Annotated in this window: 21 protein-coding genes; 7 read left to right on the forward strand and 14 right to left on the reverse strand. The window is 65.2% G+C overall.

The genetic code is table 11. From position 1 onward, the window contains the following. Positions 1-49 precede the first annotated feature (49 nt). Positions 50-925 (reverse strand): glycine--tRNA ligase subunit alpha, encoded by an 876-nt coding sequence (locus ACM9ME_RS10325; RefSeq protein ID WP_415643446.1) that lies wholly within the window; start codon positions 923-925, stop codon positions 50-52. A 26-nt stretch (positions 926-951) separates the two neighbouring features. Here ACM9ME_RS10325 and ACM9ME_RS10330 point away from each other — a divergent pair, with 26 nt between their 5' ends. Then, positions 952-1,869: a TraB/GumN family protein gene (locus ACM9ME_RS10330; protein WP_415643379.1), complete on the forward strand. Its 918-nt coding sequence runs from the start codon at positions 952-954 to the stop codon at positions 1,867-1,869. Positions 1,870-1,951: 82 nt separating this feature from the next. Here ACM9ME_RS10330 and ACM9ME_RS10335 read toward each other — a convergent pair whose 3' ends face one another. The 8 genes from ACM9ME_RS10335 to gatC all read right to left on the reverse strand — a co-directional run bounded on the left by ACM9ME_RS10335 (position 1,952) and on the right by gatC (position 8,574). Further along, complete coding sequence (locus ACM9ME_RS10335) at positions 1,952-2,599, reverse strand: tetratricopeptide repeat protein (protein WP_415643380.1); 648 nt, start codon at positions 2,597-2,599, stop codon at positions 1,952-1,954. Further along, a complete protein-coding gene (locus tag ACM9ME_RS10340; protein WP_415643447.1) occupies positions 2,596-2,940 on the reverse strand; it encodes a cytochrome c-type biogenesis protein in 345 nt (114 codons plus the stop codon). Before ACM9ME_RS10340 ends, ACM9ME_RS10335 begins: the two co-directional genes overlap by 4 nt. Before the next feature lie 152 nt (positions 2,941-3,092). Further along, the gene (locus ACM9ME_RS10345) at positions 3,093-3,608 is read right to left on the reverse strand and encodes a redoxin family protein (RefSeq protein ID WP_415643381.1); all 516 of its coding nucleotides are present in this window, start codon (positions 3,606-3,608) and stop codon (positions 3,093-3,095) included. Next, positions 3,605-5,527 carry a heme lyase CcmF/NrfE family subunit gene (locus ACM9ME_RS10350; RefSeq protein WP_415643382.1) on the reverse strand — a complete coding sequence of 641 codons (1,923 nt, stop codon included), beginning with the start codon at positions 5,525-5,527 and terminating at the stop codon, positions 3,605-3,607. Before ACM9ME_RS10350 ends, ACM9ME_RS10345 begins: the two co-directional genes overlap by 4 nt. After that, positions 5,524-5,955, reverse strand: a complete 432-nt coding sequence (ccmE, locus tag ACM9ME_RS10355) for a cytochrome c maturation protein CcmE (protein ID WP_415643383.1) — start codon at positions 5,953-5,955, stop codon at positions 5,524-5,526. The genes ACM9ME_RS10350 and ccmE overlap by 4 nt, the downstream gene beginning before the upstream one ends. Positions 5,956-6,055: 100 nt before the next feature. Continuing rightward, complete coding sequence (gene ccmC / locus ACM9ME_RS10360) at positions 6,056-6,772, reverse strand: heme ABC transporter permease CcmC (protein WP_415643384.1); 717 nt, start codon at positions 6,770-6,772, stop codon at positions 6,056-6,058. A 33-nt stretch (positions 6,773-6,805) separates the two neighbouring features. Further along, complete coding sequence (gatA, locus tag ACM9ME_RS10365; protein WP_415643385.1) at positions 6,806-8,287, reverse strand: Asp-tRNA(Asn)/Glu-tRNA(Gln) amidotransferase subunit GatA; 1,482 nt, start codon at positions 8,285-8,287, stop codon at positions 6,806-6,808. Next, positions 8,287-8,574, reverse strand: coding sequence for an Asp-tRNA(Asn)/Glu-tRNA(Gln) amidotransferase subunit GatC (gene gatC, locus ACM9ME_RS10370; RefSeq protein ID WP_415643386.1), 288 nt, complete (start codon positions 8,572-8,574; stop codon positions 8,287-8,289). Before gatC ends, gatA begins: the two co-directional genes overlap by 1 nt. A gap of 50 nt (positions 8,575-8,624) precedes the next feature. Here gatC and ACM9ME_RS10375 point away from each other — a divergent pair, with 50 nt between their 5' ends. From ACM9ME_RS10375 to ACM9ME_RS10390, 4 genes are all read left to right on the forward strand, one after another. Beyond that, positions 8,625-9,728 carry a DUF3089 domain-containing protein gene (locus ACM9ME_RS10375; RefSeq protein ID WP_415643387.1) on the forward strand — a complete coding sequence of 368 codons (1,104 nt, stop codon included), beginning with the start codon at positions 8,625-8,627 and terminating at the stop codon, positions 9,726-9,728. Next, positions 9,725-10,183: a Holliday junction resolvase RuvX gene (gene ruvX / locus ACM9ME_RS10380; RefSeq protein WP_415643388.1), complete on the forward strand. Its 459-nt coding sequence runs from the start codon at positions 9,725-9,727 to the stop codon at positions 10,181-10,183. Before ACM9ME_RS10375 ends, ruvX begins: the two co-directional genes overlap by 4 nt. A gap of 102 nt (positions 10,184-10,285) precedes the next feature. Further along, a complete protein-coding gene (locus ACM9ME_RS10385) occupies positions 10,286-10,957 on the forward strand; it encodes a DUF6975 family protein (protein ID WP_415643389.1) in 672 nt (223 codons plus the stop codon). Between the two features lie 59 nt (positions 10,958-11,016). Beyond that, positions 11,017-11,868 carry an AAA family ATPase gene (locus ACM9ME_RS10390; protein WP_415643390.1) on the forward strand — a complete coding sequence of 284 codons (852 nt, stop codon included), beginning with the start codon at positions 11,017-11,019 and terminating at the stop codon, positions 11,866-11,868. Here ACM9ME_RS10390 and ACM9ME_RS10395 read toward each other — a convergent pair. Further along, positions 11,865-13,265 carry a methyl-accepting chemotaxis protein gene (locus tag ACM9ME_RS10395; RefSeq protein ID WP_415643391.1) on the reverse strand — a complete coding sequence of 467 codons (1,401 nt, stop codon included), beginning with the start codon at positions 13,263-13,265 and terminating at the stop codon, positions 11,865-11,867. The genes ACM9ME_RS10390 and ACM9ME_RS10395 overlap by 4 nt on opposite strands. A gap of 90 nt (positions 13,266-13,355) precedes the next feature. Between ACM9ME_RS10395 and ACM9ME_RS10400 the strand changes: the two genes are divergently transcribed. Continuing rightward, positions 13,356-14,537 carry a vWA domain-containing protein gene (locus ACM9ME_RS10400; RefSeq protein ID WP_415643392.1) on the forward strand — a complete coding sequence of 394 codons (1,182 nt, stop codon included), beginning with the start codon at positions 13,356-13,358 and terminating at the stop codon, positions 14,535-14,537. On the opposite strand, the gene ACM9ME_RS10405 is transcribed toward ACM9ME_RS10400, so the two are convergent. From ACM9ME_RS10405 to ACM9ME_RS10415, 3 genes are all read right to left on the reverse strand, one after another. Beyond that, the gene (locus ACM9ME_RS10405; protein ID WP_415643393.1) at positions 14,538-14,705 is read right to left on the reverse strand and encodes a hypothetical protein; all 168 of its coding nucleotides are present in this window, start codon (positions 14,703-14,705) and stop codon (positions 14,538-14,540) included. A gap of 134 nt (positions 14,706-14,839) precedes the next feature. Then, complete coding sequence (locus tag ACM9ME_RS10410) at positions 14,840-16,036, reverse strand: exo-beta-N-acetylmuramidase NamZ family protein (RefSeq protein WP_415643448.1); 1,197 nt, start codon at positions 16,034-16,036, stop codon at positions 14,840-14,842. Continuing rightward, positions 16,036-16,590, reverse strand: a complete 555-nt coding sequence (locus ACM9ME_RS10415; protein ID WP_415643394.1) for a DOMON-like domain-containing protein — start codon at positions 16,588-16,590, stop codon at positions 16,036-16,038. Before ACM9ME_RS10415 ends, ACM9ME_RS10410 begins: the two co-directional genes overlap by 1 nt. Before the next feature lie 88 nt (positions 16,591-16,678). Here ACM9ME_RS10415 and tyrS point away from each other — a divergent pair, with 88 nt between their 5' ends. Then, positions 16,679-17,908, forward strand: a complete 1,230-nt coding sequence (gene tyrS / locus ACM9ME_RS10420; RefSeq protein WP_415643395.1) for a tyrosine--tRNA ligase — start codon at positions 16,679-16,681, stop codon at positions 17,906-17,908. Here tyrS and recG read toward each other — a convergent pair. Further along, positions 17,905-19,953, reverse strand: coding sequence for an ATP-dependent DNA helicase RecG (gene recG, locus ACM9ME_RS10425; protein ID WP_415643396.1), 2,049 nt, complete (start codon positions 19,951-19,953; stop codon positions 17,905-17,907). The two genes, tyrS and recG, sit on opposite strands and share 4 nt — an antisense overlap. Positions 19,954-19,962: the final 9 nt, after the last annotated feature.

Genomic DNA, 19,962 nt, shown 5'->3' on the forward strand with positions numbered 1-19,962 from the left:
TTATCTAGGCCCCTGCCTGCGCAGGGGCGACATGTTGAGGGATGGGCCATCACGCCGACCACCCGTTGGTTTCCATCCACCTGGCGCACGCGCCCTTCGCCAGATCGCGGACGCGGCCGATATAGGCCTGGCGCTCGGCGACCGAGATGACGCCGCGCGCCTGGAGCGTGTTGAACACGTGGCTGGCCTTGATCGCTTGTTCATAGGCCGGGATCGGTAGATCTGCGTTGAGCGAGTTCTCGCACTCCGCCGCATGCTTCTTAAACTGGTCGAACAGGCTGTCGGTGTCGGCGACTTCGAAATTCCATTTGGACATCTGCTTCTCGTTTTCGAGAAACACGTCGCCATACGTCACGCCTGCGCCGTTGAAGTCGAGGTCGTACACATTGTCGACGCCCTGAATGTACATCGCGAGGCGTTCGAGGCCGTAGGTCAACTCTCCCGCCACCGGCTTGCAATCGAACCCGCCCATTTGCTGGAAATAGGTGAACTGGGTGACTTCCATCCCGTCGCACCAGACTTCCCAGCCGAGCCCCCAGGCGCCGAGCGTGGGCGATTCCCAGTCATCCTCGACGAAGCGGATGTCGTGGAGGCGCATGTCGAGGCCGATCGCCTCCAGGCTGCCGAGGTAGAGGTCCTGCAGGTCGGACGGGCTGGGCTTCAGGATCACCTGATATTGGTAATAATGGCCCAGCCGATTGGGATTCTCGCCATAGCGGCCGTCGGTCGGGCGGCGGCACGGCTGGACGAACGCGGCGTTCCACGGGTTGGGGCCGAGCGCGCGCAGTGTCGTCGCGGTGTGAAACGTCCCCGCCCCCATCTCCATGTCATAGGGCTGGAGGATCACGCAGCCCCGGTCCGCCCAATAGCGGTGGAGGGTCAGGATCAGGTCTTGAAACGAAAGCGCCATGCTGCGCTGCGCCATGCGGAGTGGCGGCGACAGGGTCAAGGTTGCGGGCTGTTCGTTTACGCCTTCGCCCCTATATCGGCGCGATGATCCGTCGTTTTGCCCTGATCGCCGCAGCCCTGCTTTCGGCCTGCCAGTCCACCGCCGACGCGCGGGTGGCGCGCCCGGCCCTGTGGCGCATGGCGGACAAGGACACGACGATCTATCTGTTCGGATCGATCCATTTGCTGCCCAAGGATCTGAGCTGGCACACCCCCGCGCTCAACGCGGCGATCGCCAAGAGCCAGGGACTGGTGCTGGAGACGGTGCTCGACAAGGATCCGGCGGCGATGGTCGCATTGATGTCGCGGATCGGCAAGTCGCCCAATCTGCCGCCGCTGGTCGATCGCGTTCCCGCCAACCGGCGCAAGGATGTCGAGGCGCAGGCGAAGAAAGCGGGCGTTCCGCTGGCAATTCTCGACCAATATGAAACTTGGGCGGCGGCGCTGACGCTTGCCTCCGCCGGGCTGCGCGACATCGGTCTGTCGACCGATTACGGGGTCGAGGACACCTTGAAGAAAAGTTTTTCGGATGCGGGCAAATCGGTTTCGGGCCTGGAAACGCCGGCCGAGCAGCTGGGCTATTTCGACACCTTGCCCGAAACAACGCAGCGTGAATTCCTGCTCGGCATCCTCGACGATCAGGCCAATGCGTCGAAGGAATTCGCCAAGATGATCCGCGCCTGGGGTTCGGGCGATACCGCGATGATCGCGGCGACGTTCGACGACGAGTTGAAGACGTCCGGTCCACTCGCGGATGCCTTAATCAATCAGCGTAACGCGCGCTGGGCGACGTGGCTGGCGAATCGCATGAAGCAGCCCGGCACGGTCTTCGTCGCGGTCGGTGCGGGACATCTGGCCGGCGCGCATTCGGTGCAGACTCTGCTGGCGAAGCGCGGCTTCAGGGTTTGGCGGGTGCAGTGATGAGCGGCACGCCGATAGTGTAAGCTATCGTCGAGACCGCGAGTGCCGGCCGGCGGTCCGAAGGCCCGACGAGCCAGCGGATTTACTCCGCTGGTTTATCCGTCTTCGGAATAGGTGCTTCACCAATCTCCGTGAGGCGACGCTCCAGATCGGCTTTCCATGGCGCGCCGTCGGGTGCGCGTGCCAGCAGCCCGCGCCAGATTTCGCCCGCCGCCTTGGTATTGCCGCTACGCGCGACCATCAGGCCGTAGAAGAACGGCGGCCCGGGATGCGCCGGATCGAGTTCGGCGGCGTGTTCATAGGCGAAGGTCGCGGCGGGTGAGACCAGCCCTTCGCCTTGCGCGACCAGGGCGTTGCCGAGGGCGGTCCACAGATCGGCGCTGCGCGGATGCTCCTTGAGCCCGCTCTTGATCGCGATCACCGCCAGGCGCGGGCTGTTCATCCGCAGCAGTGCGTCCGAATAATCGAGCCACTGATTGTCGCCGCCGAATTGCGAGGCATTCAAGCCACGCCGCAAATTAGCATCGCCGGGATCGACCACGCCGGGTTTTTCCTGCGTCTGACGCGGTACCGAGGCGAGGTTGGGGTTGCCCTGCCACGCATAGCCCGCCGCCGCGAGGAAAAGTGCCGACAAGGTCAGATCGCGCGCCGTGCCGCCAACGCGCCCGAATCGCCACAGCAGCACCAACGCCGCCAGCGCCATGCCGAAAAAAATCAGCCAGCCGATCATGTGCGGCGCCGCCGGAAACGTCCCCGCGCCAGCCACAGCCCGACACTGATCAGGATCAGCGGCGCGAGCCATAACGGCGCGGTCGCGGCGTCGAGCACCGGCTTATAGCTGACCCAATCGCCGTACCGCGCGATCAGCCAGCGGCGGATGTCTTCGGGCTTTTCACCCTTTTGCACGCGGTCGCGGATCATCGCGCGCATGTCGGCGGCCAGCTCAGCGTCGCTGTCGGCGATCGATTGGCCCTGACAGACGAGGCAGCGCACCGATTCCATCAGCGCCTTGGCCGCGGCTTCCTGTTTCGGGTCGGGCAATTGCGTATCGGCCAGCGCGGCCTTGGGCATGTTGGAGTCCGCCAGCGCCGCAGGCAGGCCCACGATGCCGAAAATGAGGAGTGCCGCACCAAGGCTCGAAAGAATCCTCGCGGCTTCGCGGCTTCGTGTAAACCAATTTGACTCACGCGAAGCCGCGAAGCCGCGAACGAAAGAAAGAAATTTCATTGCGCGGCCCGCAGTTTTGCGAGCAAATCCGGCACGTCGGCTTCGCTGACCGCGCCGATATGCTGGTGGCGGATGACGCCCTTGGCATCGACGATGAAGGTTTCGGGGACGCCCGAACTGCCGATCGCCAATTGCACCCGGCTGTCGGCGTCGAGGCCGATGCTGCGATAGGGGTTGCCGTTCTGCGCGAGGAACGCGTCGACGTCTTCGCGCCGGTCGCGGATCGCGATGCCGTCGATCGGCACGCCCTGCATCGTCATGCCTTCGAGCACGGGCGCTTCGGCGATGCACGGGATGCACCAACTGGCAAAGACATTAACCAGGCGCGGGCCGCCGGTGGCGGTAAATGTCGGACGCGACGAGGCGGCGGCGGGAAGCTGAACAATCGGAAACGGATGCCCGACGAATTGCGACGGATGTTCGCGATTGTCGGGACGATAAAGCTGAAGCGCGACCACGCCGAAGAACAGCACGAAGGCGGCGAGCGGCAGCCAGATGACCCAGCGTTTCATGCGTACGCCGTGCGGATATGATAGGCCCGCGAGCGGCTACGGCGCCCGATCAGCGACAGGACGCCGCCGATGGCGATCATCGCGCCGCCGAGCCAGATCAGCGTGACCATCGGTTTCCACCACAAGCGCAACTGCCAGCGGCCGGTGCCGTCGCCCTTGCCGAGAACGAGGTAGAGCTGGCCGTCGAGCCGCGTGGCAATGGCGGCTTCGGTCGTCTCGGTCGGGGGGTCGGAGAACATCCGGGCTTGCGGCTTCAGGGTGAAAGGCGTGCCCGACCCGCGCCGTGCCTCGAGGCTCGCTTCGAGCGCGGTCCAGTTTGGCCCCGCGACCGGTTCGATCCCCGCGAGTTTTACGGTGTACGGCCCGACCGTGGTTTCGTCACCGATCCGCGCGGCGATCAGGCGTTCCTTGATGAACGCGCGTTCGGTGCTCATCCCGGCAAGACTGACGGCGATACCCAGATGCGCGATGACCATGCCCCAGGTGAACAGCGGCGTGCGGCGCAGGTTGCGACCCCACAGCGGCGCAACGCTCGCCACGCCGACGCCGATCGCCAGCACGAGGCCGAGGAACGGCAACCAACCGATCGGCGGCAGGAACAAGACTGCCCCCAATAACGCCAGCGCCGTGACGAAGATCGGCAGCGCGGCACGGCGCACCATCACGCCGAAGTCATCGCGCCGCCAGCGCGCGAGCGGGCCAAAGCCCATGCCGATGACCATCAGCAACGCGATCGGCCCGGCGACGGCGTTGAAATAGGGTGGGCCGACCGAGACTTTGGTGCCCATGGCCTCGGTGACCAAGGGGTAAAGCGTGCCGATGAGGACGATGCCGAGGATCGCCGACAGTGCGAGGTTGTTGGCCACGAGGAAGCCTTCGCGGCTGACCAGATCGAATTGCTGCCCTTCCTTCACGGTCGCGATGCGCGCGCCGAACAGCGCCAGTGCGCCGCCGATATACAGTACGAGCAGGATCAGCAGGAACGCCCCGCGCGTCGGATCGACCGCGAAACTGTGCACGCTGGTGAGAATGCCCGAGCGGACCAGGAAGGTGCCGACCATGCTCATCGAGAATGCGACCACGGCGAGCATTACGGTCCAGGCGCGCAGACTGTCGCGCGTGGCAAGGACACTGACCGAATGGAGCAACGCGGTCGCCGCGAGCCACGGCATCAGCGAGGCGTTTTCGACCGGGTCCCAGAACCACCAGCCGCCCCAGCCCAGTTCGTAATAGGCCCAATACGACCCGGCGGTGATGCCGAGCGTCAGGAAAATCCATGCGCCGAGCACCCACGGCCGCATCGCGCGGGCGAAATCGCGATTGACCTCCCGCGTCACCAGCGCGCCGACGGCAAAGCTGAACGCCACCGACATGCCGACATAGCCGATGTAAAGCGTCGGTGGGTGGAACGCCAAGCCGGGGTCCTGCAGCAGCGGGTTGAGCCCCTGTCCGTCCAGGGGCGCGGGCGTCAGGCGCGCGAACGGGTTCGATGCGAACAGGAGGAAGGCATAAAAGCCGAAGCTGATTGCCGCCTGGGCCGACAGCGTCGCGGCGAACATCCGGTCGCTAACCGAGCGTTCGAACAGCGCCACCGCCGCGCCGGCGAGACCGAGGATGGTCACCCACAACAGCATCGAGCCTTCGTGATTGCCCCAAGTCCCCGAGAATTTGTACAGCCACGGCTTGGCCGAATGGCTGTTGGCGACGACCAGGGCGACCGACATGTCGGAGTTGAGGAAACAGCCGATCAACAGGCCCATCGCGACGGCGACGAATAGTCCCTGGACGACGGTGACCGCGCGCAGCGTACGCAACGCGCCGGCACTGCTGTCGCGGACCGCCTGTGCGCCCAGCGCGAACTGAAGCAGCGCCAATGTGGCCGCGAGCCACAGGGCGGCAAGACCAGCCTCTGGGATCATTTCGCGAGCGTCTTTGTCTCGTGCATCGCACCCGCCTGTTTCGGCGGCATGTAACGCTCGTCATGTTTGGCGAGGAGATTGGTCGCGACAAAAATGCCCTTGGCCATCGATCCTTCGGCGACCACGCCCGCGCCTTCGCGGAACAGGTCGGGGGCGATGCCGCGGAACACCACCGGGACGCTGGCGCCCTCGTCATGCACGACAAAACGTTGCGTCACGCCGTCGGCGTCGTGTTTGAGACTGCCGACGGTGACCATCCCGCCCAGGCGCACGGCCTGTCCGTCGGCGACATGATCGCGCTGAATGTCGGTGGGCGCGTAGAAATAACTGACCTTGTCCTTGAGCGCGCTGAGCGACAGCAAGCCCGCGCCGACGACCGCGACCAACGCGGCGACGCCCAGCACCAGCCGTTGATTCTTGGGCTTCATTCGCCTTCCGCGCGGCGCATCGCCGTCCACGCCCAGACCACCAGCACGGCGGTGCCGCCCAGCGTCAGCGCGTACGCCGCCCATACAAAGGCCCACTGATTCACGCGCGCGCCATCCGTTCCAGCCGCGCTTCGCGCTTCGCCTGACCCAAGATCGCGCGCATCCGCATCAGCACGATGGCGCCGAACAACAGGCTGAACCCCAGCGTCGTCAGCCCCAGCGGCCATAGCAATTCGGGCGCGATGGCGCTCGACCGCAGGCCGATCGACGGCGGTTGGTGCAGCGAATTCCACCATGTCACGCTGAACTTGATGATCGGCAGGTTGATCGCCCCGACAATACCGAAAATCGCGGTTGCGGGCGACACGCTGGTGCGCTCCTCGCCCGCATCGGCCAGCGCGATGTAGGCGATATACATGAACAACAGCACGAGCATCGACGTCATCCGCCCGTCCCATTGCCACCAGGTACCCCAGGTCGGGCGACCCCAGATCGATCCGGTGGCGAGGCAGATCGCGGTGAACAGCGCGCCCGGCAACGCGACGGCGCGCGCCGCGACGCCCGACAGCGGATGTTTCCACACCAATTGCATCAGGCTGGCGATGGCGATGCCGCTCCACCCCGCCATGCCCAGCCACGCGGCGGGCACATGAATGTACATGATGCGCACCGTGTCGCCCTGCTGATAATCGGGCGGCGTCACGAACAGGCCGGCGTAACAGCCCGCTGCGATCAGCAACGCGCCGATCAGCAGCAATGGCAGCGTCAGCGGCCGCGCGATGCGCAGGAATCGGGCAGGATTGGCAAATCGATGCATTGACGTCCCTCCCCTAAACCCGTGCGGCCTGGCTTACCACCAGCTCTCGGGCCGCGCGACGAATTCCGCGCGCTGTTCGATGGCGAGACATGCGTCGAGGACACCCTGTTCGTCCAGTGGCTTACCGATGATCTGGAGGCCCAGCGGCAATCCCTGCCCATCGAGCCCGCCCGGAACCGACATCGCGGGCAGCCCGGCCATCGACGACGGCACCGTGAACACGTCGTTGAGATACATCGCCAGCGGATCGCTAGACTTGTCGCCCAATCCGAAAGCCGCGCTCGGCGCGGTCGGGGTTAGCAGGACGTCGCAGTGCGCCCACGCCTGCTCGAAATCGCGGGCGATCAGCGCGCGCACCTTCGATGCCTGCGTGAAATACGCGTCGTAAAACCCGGCCGACAGCACGTAAGTGCCGATCATGATGCGGCGTTTGACCTCGGGGCCGAAACCGGCGGCGCGCGTCGCGGCATACATGTCCTGCAGCCCCGCCCCCTCGGGCAGGTCGCGCAGACCGTACCGCACGCCGTCATACCGCGCGAGGTTGGACGAGGCTTCGGCGGGCGCGACAATGTAATAGGCCGGCAGCGCATATTTGGTGTGCGGCAGCGAGACTTCGACAATTTCCGCCCCCGCGTCGCGCAGCCAGGCTATGCCCTGTTCCCACAACGCGTCGATTTCGGGCGGCATGTTGTCCACCCGATATTCCTTGGGAATGCCGACGCGCTTGCCCGCCATGCTGCCGTTCAGGCTACCCGCCCAATCGGGCACCGGCAAATCGAGCGAGGTTGCATCCTTGGGATCGAACCCGGCCATGCTGCCGAGCATGATCGCGCAATCGGTGACGTCGCGCGCCATCGATCCCGCCTGATCGAGCGACGAGGCGAACGCCACCACGCCCCAGCGCGAACAGCGTCCGTAAGTCGGCTTGATCCCCGAAATGCCGACAAAGGCGGCAGGCTGGCGGATCGAGCCGCCAGTGTCGGTGCCGGTTGCACCGGGACACAGCCGCGCGCTGACCGCCGCGGCGCTGCCGCCCGACGAGCCGCCGGGGGTCAATGCGGTGTTGCCGCCATCGCTGCGCCGCCACGGCGAAATGACATTGCCGAACGCGCTGGTCTCGTTGGACGATCCCATCGCGAACTGATCCATGTTGAGCTTGCCGAGCATTCCGGCACCTGCGGCCCACAGCTTGCCCGACACGGTGCTTTCATATTGCGGAGTGAAGCCCTCCAGGATGTGGCTCGCGGCGGTGGCGGGTACACCCTCGGTGCAGAACAAATCCTTCATACCGATCGGCACTCCGGACATCGGCTTGAGGTCGCCCGCGACGCGCGCTGCGTCCGCCGCATCCGCCGCAGCCAATGCGTGATCTGGGGTTTCCACCAGAAAGGCATTCAGCGATTTCGCCGCAGCCACCTTGGCGACGAACGCCTCCGCCACTTCGCGCGCGGTGAAGTCGCCCGCGGCGACACCATCGCGAATCTGCGCGATGCCCAATTCGGTAAGATCAGACACTATTCGATTACCTTGGGCACGCCGAAAAAGCCGTGCTCGGGCGCGGGCGCATTGGCCAGCACCTTGTCGCGGACATTGCCGTCAGTGACGACATCGTCGCGCAGGCGCAGCGTATTCGGGATGACCGCGGTCATCGGTGCGACCTGCGACGTATCGACCTCTCCCAGCTGTTCGATCCAGCCAAGGATGTTGTTGAGCTCGGGCACCATCGCCTCGACCTCCGCGTCGCTCATCGCAATCCGCGCGAGGCCGGCGATCTTGCGTACTGTTGCGCTATCGACGGACATAAAGCGGGCGGGTAGCAGCGGCACCATCCGCCGACAACCGCAAGAGCATCATGGCCCGCAAGTTCCTCTACATCATCGCCGCGATCATTTTTCTGATCATTGCCGGGCTGGTGACCTATCGCCTCGCCGGGCCGCAATTGATGCGCGCGGCGATGGTGCCCAGCGCGGACTTTCAGGCGCAGCCGCCGATGCCCGCCAATGACTGGGCCGATGCGAAGATGTGGCTGGCGCGGCCCGACATCCGCAACAATCCGTCTGAGTGGCTGCCCGACGGCTATCAGCCTGTCGCGCCGGGCAATGCGGCGGTGTTTTACGTTCACCCAACCAGTTATCTCGACCGATCGGCGTGGAATGCGCCGCTGGACGACGCGACCGCCAACGACCGGGCGGCGCTGTTCGCGCGCGGGCAGGCGTCCGCGTTCAACGGCGTCGGCAAGGTCTGGGCGCCACGATACCGGCAGGCGACGTTCGGCGCGTTCCTGAGCGGCCAGCGCGAAAGCCAGCTGGCGCTCGACGCCGCCTATCGTGACGTCGTCGCGGCGTGGGACGCGTTCCTGATCGCCAATCCTTCCGGCCCGATCATCATCGCCGGACACAGCCAGGGCGCACTGCATATTGTCCGCCTGATCCACGACCGCATCGCCGGGCAGCCGGTCGCCAGCCGCATCGTCGCAGCTTATGCCATTGGCTGGCCAATCTCGGTCGAAGCAGATTTGCCCGTCCTCATCCCGGCCTGCGCCACCCGCAATGCGACCGGTTGCCTCGTCAGCTGGCAAAGTTTCGCCGAGCCCGCCGACCCGTCGCAGATCGTCGATTTGTTCGATCGCTCCCCCGGCTACACCGGGAAAACGCGGCAGGGCACACGCATATTGTGCACCAACCCGCTAACCGGCACGCCGGGCGGCAGCGCCCCGCCGCAAGCAAATCTCGGCGCAGTCGTTCCGTCGAGCGATCTCAAATCGGGCAAGCTCGAGATCGGGACGATCGGCGCACGCTGTGACGATCGCGGGTTCCTGTTGATCGGCGCGCCGCCCGAAGGGTTCGGCACGTACGTCCTGCCCGGCAACAATTATCACGTGTTCGACTACAGCCTGTTCTGGTCGAACCTGCGCGCCGACGCGGCGATTCGCCTGGCGGCATTCGGCGCGAAGTGATTTCGGTCGATCCCGCCGATTTCGTCGCGGCGTTGCCCGGCGGCGGGCGGTTGCTGGGGCTCGACGTCGGCACCACCGCGATCGGCACGGCATTGTGCGATGCCGGCTGGATGATCGCATCCCCCGCCACGCTGATTACGCGCGGCAAATGGGGTGCGGACAAAGCCACGCTGGAAAAACTTATCGCACAGCAATCGGTGAAGGGACTCGTCGTCGGCCTGCCACTCAACCTCGACGGCAGCGATTCGCCGCGCACTCAGTCGGTTCGCGCCTTTGCCAAAAACCTCGCCGCGCTCGAAATGCCTATTTTCCTGTGGGACGAACGCTGGTCGACCGCGGCGGTGGAGCGGCAGATGATCGCCGCCGATATGAGCCGCAAGAAACGCGCCGCGACGATCGACAACGCCGCCGCCGCCTATATCCTGCAAGGCGCAATCGACCGCCTGACCCGCTGATGCCGCGAGTGAGTCCACGCTGACGCAAACCCGTCGTCAACACGCCCTTAACCCCGCCCCGCTACTAACGCCCTGGTCATTCATCGAAGGTTCGGGGGCATCGTGGTCGAGCAAGTTCAGCTTAAAACGCTTCCCCGGCCGCAGCCGCTCGATGCGCTGCTCGGCCTGGTCGAATATGAAGGGTCGGCGGGTCATGCGTTTTTTGCGCATGTCGTGCCGCAACGCTGTGCCGAATATCCGCGCAATCTGGCCGATGCGATCCATTTCATGTGTTCCCTGCACGGTCGCCATCCGGGCGTGGTCGATCACGCCGCGTGGCGCGCCCGCGACGGCGAGGCACGCAATGCGCTCGAAGCGCTGGCCAACTGGTTTGATACCGAGCGTGCGTTGCTGACCCGGCTGGTCGTTGCGGTCGGCCCATTGCCCTCCACCCCCGCGCAGATGCAGAGCGAAAGCATCGTCATCGCGCAGCGCCATGCGCTCGAAATGCTCGCCAAGTCCGAACGGCCTGGCTGTGCCTCGGGCGCGACGATCGCGCTGGCGCTCGACTGGAGCCAGGTTCGCCCGTTGATCGATCAGGTCGCCGACCGACTGCTGGTCGCGGCGCCCGCCAATCCCCTCCCCGCAAATGCGGTGGCCCGGCTGGGCGACACCGTGCGCAGCGACGCCGAAGTTCGCGCCGCACAATTCGGTGCACAGCAATTGCTGGCCCAGCATCGCGGGCTGTGGGATCTGCTCGAAAGCCGCGCCGTGGCCCGAGCGGCAACGCTCTAAGGCTTGCTAGACGGCGGCCGCTCCGCCTAACGCTTTCCCTTCACGTCAAGGGAAAGCCGATGCGTTTCGAAGGCACCAGCGATTATGTGGCGACCGACGACCTGAAGGTCGCGGTCAATGCGGCGGTGACGCTGCGCCGGCCGTTGCTCGTCAAGGGCGAGCCCGGCACCGGCAAAACCGTCCTCGCGCACGAAATCGCCAAGGCGGCCAACGCGCCGCTGATCGAATGGCACGTCAAATCGACGACCAAGGCGCATCAGGGCCTGTACGAATATGACGCGGTCGCCCGCCTCCGCGACGGCCAATTGGGCGACGAGCGTGTCCACGACATCGCCAATTACATTCGCAAAGGGAAATTGTGGGAGGCATTCACGTCGCCTCAGCTCCCAGTCCTGCTGATCGACGAGATCGACAAGGCCGACATCGAATTCCCCAACGACCTGTTGCAGGAACTCGATCGCATGTCTTTCGACGTGTATGAAACGCACGAGACGGTCACGGCGAAGGAACGCCCGATCGTCGTGATCACGTCCAACAACGAAAAGGAGTTGCCCGACGCGTTCCTGCGCCGGTGCTTCTTCCACTACATCAAATTCCCCGACCGCGACACGATGCAGGCGATCATCGACGTCCATTTTCCGGGCATCCAGAAAATCCTCGTCAACCGCGCGATGGACATCTTCTACGACGTCCGCGAGGTTCCCGGCCTGAAGAAAAAGCCCTCGACCAGCGAATTGCTCGACTGGCTCAAATTGCTGCTCGCGGAGGACATGCCGCTGGAAGTGCTCCAGTCGAAGGACCCGTCCAAGGCCATCCCCCCGCTCCACGGCGCGCTGCTCAAGAACGAGCAGGACGTCATGCTGTTCGAACGCCTCGCCTTCATGGCCCGGCGACAGGGCGCGGCGCGTTAATCCAACCGGTAAGCGATCTCGAAATCGCCCCAGCGGCGCCCCGCGATGAACAGCGGGACGTAGACATTGCGAACCACGTCGTACCCGCCGCCTTCGCGTTCGCGGCGGAAGACGGCGACGTGGAAGGCTTTGGTCGAGGCCTTGGCGATGCGGTCGGTATCATCGACCAGCTTGCGCCGGTTGCGGCAGAATGCGGCGTCGTGGATCGGATCGCCGGTCGGCGCGCGGCTGTAGCGCGCCGTGTGCGTCGGCAGATAGCCGTTCACGTCGGTACAGGCGGTCGAGACGATATTGGGTGCCGAGCTTAACACGCGGTCGAGTTCGGGGCGCCACGCCGCATCGGCAAAGGCGTTCAATCGCGTGTCGAAGCGTTCGGGATTGGATGCGGGGATCAGGCGGTAATCCACATCGAATAACTGCGCCTCGGTCAGCGTGCCGTTCTTCAACCCCTCCTCCGCCTTGGCGAGGAAGATATCGCGCTCGGCGATCGCGCGTTCGACCATCGCGCCGTCGTCGTGTGCGAAGCCCGAGCGGACGATGGTGTCGAACATCGCATTGGCCTGTTGCTCCAGCGCGCCCATGCGGCTGAGCGACGCGCCGAGTTGCTGGTCGTTGGCGCGCGCAGCATCGGCAAAGCCGTCGAGTGCATCGCCGACCCGGCAGATGCTGTCATGGATCACGCTGGTCGACCGGGCGACATCCTCGCTTTGTTGATCGACCTGTTCGACCAGGGTCGTCACTTCGCGCAGCGTGCCGGTGATTGCGGTAAAGCTGGCCTGTGCGGCGCGGCCTTGTTCGACGCCGTCCTGAACCTCTTCGACGAACGTTTCGGCCTCGCGGGTCAGCAGCGACATGGTCTGCCCGACCTCGTCGGTCGCGGCGCGAGTGTCCCGGGCGAGCTTCTTCACCTCCATCGCGACGACGGCGAAGGTCGCGCCCGCTTCGCCCGCGCGTTCGGCCTCGATCGCGGCGTTGAGCGCGAGCATGTTGGTGGTGCGCGCGATCGAATCGATGACTTCGGTGGTGCGGCGGACCTGTTCCAGCGCCGACGCGAAACTGTTGATGCGCAGGCCCAGCCGGTCGATCAATGCCGTCAGCCGCCCTAGATCGGCAATCGATTTGGCGACGGTTTCGCCGCCATCGTTGAGCCGTCGGCGCGCCTGTTCGGCATGGAGACGCGCTTCGTCGGTCGCATCCGCCACCTGGCGCTGATCGACCTCGAGGCTCTCCATCACCGATTGTAGCCCGGTCAGCGTGCCCAATTGCCCGCGCACGCTTTCGATCACCGCGGTGACTTCGCCCGACGTATCGGTGCAGCCAATGGCGAGTTCGCCGCACTGCCGCGCGGCAAGGTCTACCAGGCTGGCATCCGCCGCTTCGATCCGATCGAGTTTCATGCGCATCTCCGTGTTGCGCCCGGCATAGCGCGACAGGGTAAGCGGGCGGTTAACCTTGCGCGCCGCGATGCGCCCGCGCAGACAGCGGAAATGTTCTTCAACTTCCTCGACGAACTCCGCGCCGCGGGCATTCCGGCGAGCATGAAGGAGCATCTCGTGCTGCTCGAGGCGCTCGACCGCGACGTCATCGAGCGCGATCCGCAATCGTTTTACTATCTCTCCCGCGCGACCTTCGTGAAAGACGAGGGGCTGCTCGACAAGTTCGATCAGGTGTTCGCCAAGGTGTTCAACGGTCTGGAGACCAGTTTCGGCGAGCAGGCGATCGAATTGCCGGCCGATTGGCTCAAGGCGGTGGCGGAAAAATACCTCAGCCCCGAAGAAATGGCCGCGATCGAATCGCTCGGCTCATGGGAAGAGATCATGGAGACGCTGCAAAAGCGGCTCGAGGAACAAGAAGGCCGTCACCAGGGCGGCAGCAAATGGATCGGGACCGGCGGCACCTCGCCCTACGGCAATTCGGGCTACAATCCCGAAGGCGTCCGCATCGGCGGCGAAAGCCAGCACAAGCGCGCGTTGAAAGTGTGGGACAAGCGCGAGTTCAAGAACCTCGATTCGACCAAGGAACTCGGCACCCGCAACATCAAGATCGCGCTGCGCCGCCTGCGCCGTTTCGCGCGCGAAGGGGCGCTCGACGAGCTCGATATTGACGGCACGATCGACGGGACCGCGCGCAAGGGCTGGCTCGACATCCAGATGCGCGCGGAAAAGCGCAACGCGGTCAAATTGCTGCTGTTCCTCGACGTCGGCGGGTCGATGGATCCGCATATCAAGCTGTGCGAGGAACTGTTTTCCGCCGCGACCAGCGAGTTCAAGAACCTCGAATTCTTCTATTTCCACAACTGCCCTTACGAAGGCGTGTGGAAGGACAATCGCCGCCGCTTTACCGAGCGGACGCCGCTATGGGACGTGCTCCACAAATACGGCCACGACTACAAACTGATCCTGATCGGCGATGCGTCGATGAGCCCCTATGAGATCAGCCATGCGGGCGGCTCGGTCGAACATTTCAACGAGGAAGCCGGCGCGGTGTGGATGCAGCGCCTGACCAACACTTATCCCGCCGCCGCCTGGCTCAACCCCGTGCCACAGCAGCATTGGGGATATTCGCAGTCGATCCGCGTGATGCGGGAGCTGATGGAAGACCGGATGTACCCGCTGACGCTGGCGGGGCTGGACGACGCGATGCGCGCGTTGACGCGCAAGGCCGGCTGATTACTCGGCGGCGACGCGCTCGGGGAGGTTCATCAGGTCGCGCGCCTTCGCCGCGAATTGTTCGGCCAGCATCAAGCGGCGGCCGCGGGCTTCGGGAGTCAAAGCGCGAATCGCGGCGGCCTGCTCAGCGGCGGCGCGGCGCGAATAGTATCGCAGATCCGATTCCATACTGGGCCTTCCCCCCGGAAAACACTTCGACTCGCTTGTCTTGCATTAACTTGGTTAAAGAAATCCCTAACGGGGGCAAGCGGGGGGCGGCTTCGACTCGGCGCGAGTCCTGTTCGACTCGGCGTTACTTGCAATCAATATGTAAGAAACGGTGCGCGTTCTTCGCGCCAAGCCGCTTCATCTGAACAAGAAAGTGAATCGAGATCGCCGGGCAGCGCCGCCGCATCGTCGACCCATTCGCGCAACTGCGGACCGCCGTTGATCACGTCGATTGCCAGCTTGTCGAACACATATTCGTACGGGAAATCGCGCCACAGATCGTAATCGGGATAAAGCGCACGGATAGCCTTGAAGCCCAGCGCCTGGAGCCGCCACGGCTGGAACGCCGCATGATCGTAGCCCGCACCTTCGGCATGGATGAACACGCCCGAACACAACTGACCGGCATGTTTGTGAAACGTTGGCTGAAACCAGATGTCACGCAGCGTGCAGCCTGCCAGCCAGTCGGGCGCGATCCGCCGCATCTCTGCAATCACCGCCTTGGCATCGATATCGGGCGCCCCGAACAGTTCGAGCGGGCGGGTCGTGCCGCGTCCCTCGCTCAGGTTCGTCCCCTCCAGCATCACCGTCCCGGCATAGGCCCGCGCCATGTTCACATTGGCGGCATTAGGGCTGGGGTTGATCCACACCCGCTCGGGCGGCCAGCCATATCCGGGCGCGGCATCGGGTTGCCAGCCCGCCGTCTCGATCACGCGGTAGTCCATGTCGAGCTTGAACCGGTCGATGAACCAGCGCCCCATTTCGCCCAGCGTCAGGCCGTGGCGCATCGGCATCGGCCCCGCCCCGACAAAACTTTCCCAGCCGGGCAGCAACGTCGTCCCTTCGACCGGGCGCCCGGCGGGATTGGGCCGGTCGAGCACCCACACCGCCTTGCCGTGCTGCGCCGCCGCTTCGAGGACGTAGAGCAGCGTCGTCACAAAGGTATAAATGCGGCAGCCGACATCCTGCAGGTCGATCAGGATCGTATCGAACGTTCCCATCGACTGGCCGGTCGGGCGGCGCACCTCGCCATACAGGCTGAACACCGGCACATTATAGGTCGCGTCGGTATAGTCCGGCGACTCCATCATATTGTCCTGCAGGTCGCCGCGCACGCCGTGCTGCGGGCCGAATACCGCGCTGATGTTGACCCCCGCCGCGACCAACGCGTCGAGCGAGTGCGTCAAATTCGCCGTCACCGAAGCCGGATGCGCGAGCAACGCGACGCGCTTGCCCTCCAGCGGTTTGCGCAGTGCCGGATCGGCAAGTAGGCGATCGATACCGAACTGGATCATGCAGCGGTCGGTGGCGAAAGGTCGAGGGCGAAGCAAGCCGGGTGGTGGAAATTCGGCTCGCCCGGCGGATGCGCCATCGCCCAATAGCTTTTGCTGCCGTCGATCGCCTCGATCACCGCCGTCGGCGCGGCGATCATCGGCCCTTGCGGCAACAACGCGGCGTCGATCGTGACGTACAACGCATAAGCCCCGAATGTCGGCTTGCGACCGCTGATCCGCCCATCAACCACTCCCGGCGTATGCTTGACCGGCGGGCTGCGCATGCCACTGCGCCAATCGTCGAAATCATACATCGCCCACGCCGCCGTCGGCGCGAAGTTGAACTCGCGATACGCCGTCGCGCCCACCGTCCTGACGAACAATTCGAAACAGGTGTGGCGCCACAATTCGTCGGTCCGTCCGACCCCGCGCCCGTCGATGCACAGCCGCGACACCCCCGCCACTTGATAGGCGAGCGCATAGCCGCGCCCGGCCGCTTCCACCGTCACCTGCACCGCCACATCGCGGTGCGGACGGCTCGACGGATGCGGGATCAGCGAAACGACCTGCATGCAAACCCCCTCCGATGCGCCTCGTTAACCGCTTGGAACGACGCCCGCTAGACGAGTGCCGCCTTTGCTGTGCTAAGCGGCCCGCACGATGGCCGAATACACCTCCCCTTTGCTCCGCCTGCTCGACGAGCGCGGTTACGTTCACCAGATGACCGATGCGGCGGGGCTCGACGCCCTCGCCGCGCAACAGGTCGTGCCCGGTTATGTCGGCTTCGACGCGACCGCGCCGTCGCTCCATGTCGGCAATCTGGTGTCGATCATGCTGCTGCGCCGGCTCCAGCAGAGCGGGCACAAGCCGATCGTGCTGATGGGCGGCGGCACGTCGAAGGTCGGCGACCCCAGCTTCAAGGACGAAGCGCGCAAGCTGCTCGCCGAGGAAACGATCGACAACAACATTGCGGCGATCCGCCGCATCTTCGAACGGTTTCTCACGTTCGGCGACGGTCCGACCGATGCGGTGCTGGTCAACAATGCCGACTGGCTCGACAAGCTCGAATATCTGCCGTTTCTCCGCGACATCGGGCAGTATTTCTCGGTCAACCGCATGCTCGGCTTCGACAGCGTCAAGCTGCGGCTCGACCGCGAGCAATCGCTGAGCTTCCTCGAATTCAATTACATGATCCTGCAGGGATACGACTTCCTCGAACTCTCGCGGCGGATGGGTTGCCGGTTGCAGATGGGCGGGTCGGACCAGTGGGGCAATATCGTCAACGGCGTCGATCTCGCGCGCCGGGCCGATCAGACCGAGGTGTTCGCGGTGACCACGCCGCTGATCACCAATTCGGACGGGTCGAAGATGGGCAAGACCGTGTCGGGCGCGGTGTGGCTGCACGAGGATCAGCTGCCGCATTACGATTACTGGCAATTCTGGCGGAACACCGACGATCGCGATGTCGGCAATCGCCTGCGGATTTTCACCGACCTGCCGCTGAACGAGATTGCCCGCCTCGAAGCGCTCGAAGGCGCCGACATCAATGAGGCGAAGATCGCGCTGGCCAATGCCGCGACGGCGATGTGCCGCGGACCTGAGGCAGCGCGGGTCGCCCATGAGACGGCGACGGCGGTTTTTGCCGGAGGCGGCGCGGGCAAAGGCTTGCCGACCCATGCGATCGGCGAAGGCGGCGCGATCAACGTCATGGACGCCCTGATCGCGCTCGATTTCGTCAAGTCGAAGGGCGAGGCACGCCGCCTGATCGCGGGCGGCGGCGCGAAGATCGACGGCGAACGCGTCGCCGACGAAAACGTCTCGATCGCGGTCGGCAGCGAACCCGTGAAATTGTCGGCGGGGAAGAAACTCCACGGCCTCCTGATTCGCTAACCCGAGCGGAGCAGCGCCACTCCCGAATCGCGCTCGAACAAATACAGCGCCGTGCGCGCGGCCTGCCCCCGTTCCCCCGCCAAGCCGCCGTCGCGCTCGGTCAACAGCCGCGCATCGTCAGTCGCGATCTGCGCGAACTCCTGCAGCTGCTCGGGCGTCGCGATCTTGTAGCCGACGCCCTTGCCCGCCTGCTGCGTGCCCAGCACCGCGCCCCCGCCACGCCATTCCAGGTCCTTCTCCGCAATCACGAACCCATCATTGGTTTCGCGCATCAACGCCAACCTCTGCCGCGCGACCTCGCTCAGCGTCTCGCCGCGCAGCAGCACGCAGGTCGATTCCTTCGCGCCGCGCCCCACCCGCCCGCGCAACTGGTGCAACTGTGCCAGCCCGAACCGCTCCGCCTCCTCGACAATCATCAGCGATGCGTTGGGCACATCGACGCCGACTTCGATCACCGTCGTCGCGACCAGCACCGCCAGATCGCCCGCCGAGAACGCGCTCATCACCGCGTCCTTTTCCGGCCCCTTCATCCGGCCATGCACCAGCCCGATTTTGGCCCCGAACCGTGCGCGCAGCATTTCCGCGCGCGCTTCGGCGGAGGCGAGATCGGACGCCTCGCTCTCCTCGACCAACGGGCAGACCCAGAACGCCTGCCCGCCATCGGCAATGTGCGTGCCCAGCCGCTCGACCACCGTCGCCACGCCGCTGGTGGGAAAGATCGTCGTGCGCACCGGCGTTCGTCCCGGCGGCATTTCGTCGAGCCGGCTGACGTCCATCTCGCCATATTGGGTCAGCGTCAGGGTGCGCGGGATCGGTGTCGCGGTCATCGCCAGCAGATGCGGCGGCCGCTCGGCCTTGTCGGTCAGCAACATGCGCTGCGCGACGCCGAAGCGGTGCTGCTCATCGACCACCGCAAGGCCGAGGCGGCGATACTGAACATGCTCCTGAAAGATCGCGTGTGTGCCCACCAGAATGTCGATCTCGCCCGACGCCAGGCCCATCAGCGTCGCTTCGCGCACCCGCCCCTTGTCGCGCCCGGTGAGGATCGCGATGCGCACATCGACCCCGGCGAGCAGCGCGGAGAGGTTCGCGAAATGCTGCCGCGCGAGGATTTCGGTCGGCGCCAGCAAGGCGCCCTGCGCACCGCCCTCGACCGCGATCAGCAACGCCTCCAGCGCGACCAACGTCTTGCCCGCGCCGACATCGCCCTGCAGCAGGCGAACCATCGGCGTGGCCTGCGCCATATCGCCCTCGATCTCGCCCATAGTCCGCCGTTGCGCGCCGGTGGGTTCGTAAGGCAGCCGCAATTGGGCGCGCAGTCGCCCATCGCCCGTCAGTGGTGTGCCCCGCCGCGTCCGAGCGCTCGCCCGCACCAGCATCAGCGCGAGCTGGTTGGCGAACACCTCGTCATAAGCCAGCCGCGCCGTCGCGCCGTCTGGCTGGCCATGCACGGCTGCGAGCGTGGCGTTGAATCCGGCCCATCGGCGCTGGCCCAGCAACCCCGGCTCGATCCATTCGGGCAATGGCGGCATGCGCTCCAGCGCCTGTTCGACCAGTTTCGCCAATTGCCGGCTCGTGACGCCCTCGCTCTGCGGATAGACGGGTTCGGCCAGCGCAAAGTTCTCCCCCGGTGCCAGCACTTCCGGATGCGCGATCTGGCGTTCCTGGCCGTAGAGATCGAGCTTGCCGCTGACCGTCACCGGCACCTGCAGCGGCAACAGCTTCTTGGCATAGCCGCCCGCCTGCCTCCCGAAATAGATCAGCGACAGATAATCGCCCTGCCCGTCGACGCACTGTACCCGGATCGGCCCACGGCCACCCTGGCGATATTCGACCGGCGTGACGGTGATCGACACGATCTCTCCCGCCACCGCATCGTCCAGCCGCGCGATCCGCCGCCGGTGGGTCCAGCCGCTCGGCAAATGGAACAACAGGTCGATGACCCGCGTAATGCCCAGCTTGCCCAGTGCCTTTTCGACGACGGTCCCCACACCCTTCAGCGTGGTCACTTCGGCGAACAGCGGGTTGAGGATGTCGGGGCGCATGCTAGGGCG

The organism is Sphingomonas antarctica (genome assembly GCF_965137005.1).
Classification (GTDB): domain Bacteria; phylum Pseudomonadota; class Alphaproteobacteria; order Sphingomonadales; family Sphingomonadaceae; genus Sphingomonas_O; species Sphingomonas_O antarctica.

Bases quoted from the DNA above. Each gene is read 5' to 3' on its own strand.
- ACM9ME_RS10325 (WP_415643446.1), bottom strand. From the start codon at position 925: ATGGCGCAGCGCAGCATGGCGCTTTCGTTTCAAGACCTGATCCTGACC.
- ACM9ME_RS10335 (WP_415643380.1), bottom strand. From the start codon at position 2,599: ATGATCGGCTGGCTGATTTTTTTCGGCATGGCGCTGGCGGCGTTGGTG.
- ACM9ME_RS10340 (WP_415643447.1), bottom strand. From the start codon at position 2,940: ATGCCCAAGGCCGCGCTGGCCGATACGCAATTGCCCGACCCGAAACAG.
- ACM9ME_RS10345 (WP_415643381.1), bottom strand. From the start codon at position 3,608: ATGAAACGCTGGGTCATCTGGCTGCCGCTCGCCGCCTTCGTGCTGTTC.
- ACM9ME_RS10350 (WP_415643382.1), bottom strand. From the start codon at position 5,527: ATGATCCCAGAGGCTGGTCTTGCCGCCCTGTGGCTCGCGGCCACATTG.
- ccmE (WP_415643383.1), bottom strand. From the start codon at position 5,955: ATGAAGCCCAAGAATCAACGGCTGGTGCTGGGCGTCGCCGCGTTGGTC.
- ccmC (WP_415643384.1), bottom strand. From the start codon at position 6,772: ATGCATCGATTTGCCAATCCTGCCCGATTCCTGCGCATCGCGCGGCCG.
- gatC (WP_415643386.1), bottom strand. From the start codon at position 8,574: ATGTCCGTCGATAGCGCAACAGTACGCAAGATCGCCGGCCTCGCGCGG.
- ACM9ME_RS10375 (WP_415643387.1), top strand. From the start codon at position 8,625: ATGGCCCGCAAGTTCCTCTACATCATCGCCGCGATCATTTTTCTGATC.
- ACM9ME_RS10390 (WP_415643390.1), top strand. From the start codon at position 11,017: ATGCGTTTCGAAGGCACCAGCGATTATGTGGCGACCGACGACCTGAAG.
- ACM9ME_RS10395 (WP_415643391.1), bottom strand. From the start codon at position 13,265: ATGAAACTCGATCGGATCGAAGCGGCGGATGCCAGCCTGGTAGACCTT.
- ACM9ME_RS10400 (WP_415643392.1), top strand. From the start codon at position 13,356: ATGTTCTTCAACTTCCTCGACGAACTCCGCGCCGCGGGCATTCCGGCG.
- ACM9ME_RS10405 (WP_415643393.1), bottom strand. From the start codon at position 14,705: ATGGAATCGGATCTGCGATACTATTCGCGCCGCGCCGCCGCTGAGCAG.
- ACM9ME_RS10415 (WP_415643394.1), bottom strand. From the start codon at position 16,590: ATGCAGGTCGTTTCGCTGATCCCGCATCCGTCGAGCCGTCCGCACCGC.
- tyrS (WP_415643395.1), top strand. From the start codon at position 16,679: ATGGCCGAATACACCTCCCCTTTGCTCCGCCTGCTCGACGAGCGCGGT.
- recG (WP_415643396.1), bottom strand. From the start codon at position 19,953: ATGCGCCCCGACATCCTCAACCCGCTGTTCGCCGAAGTGACCACGCTG.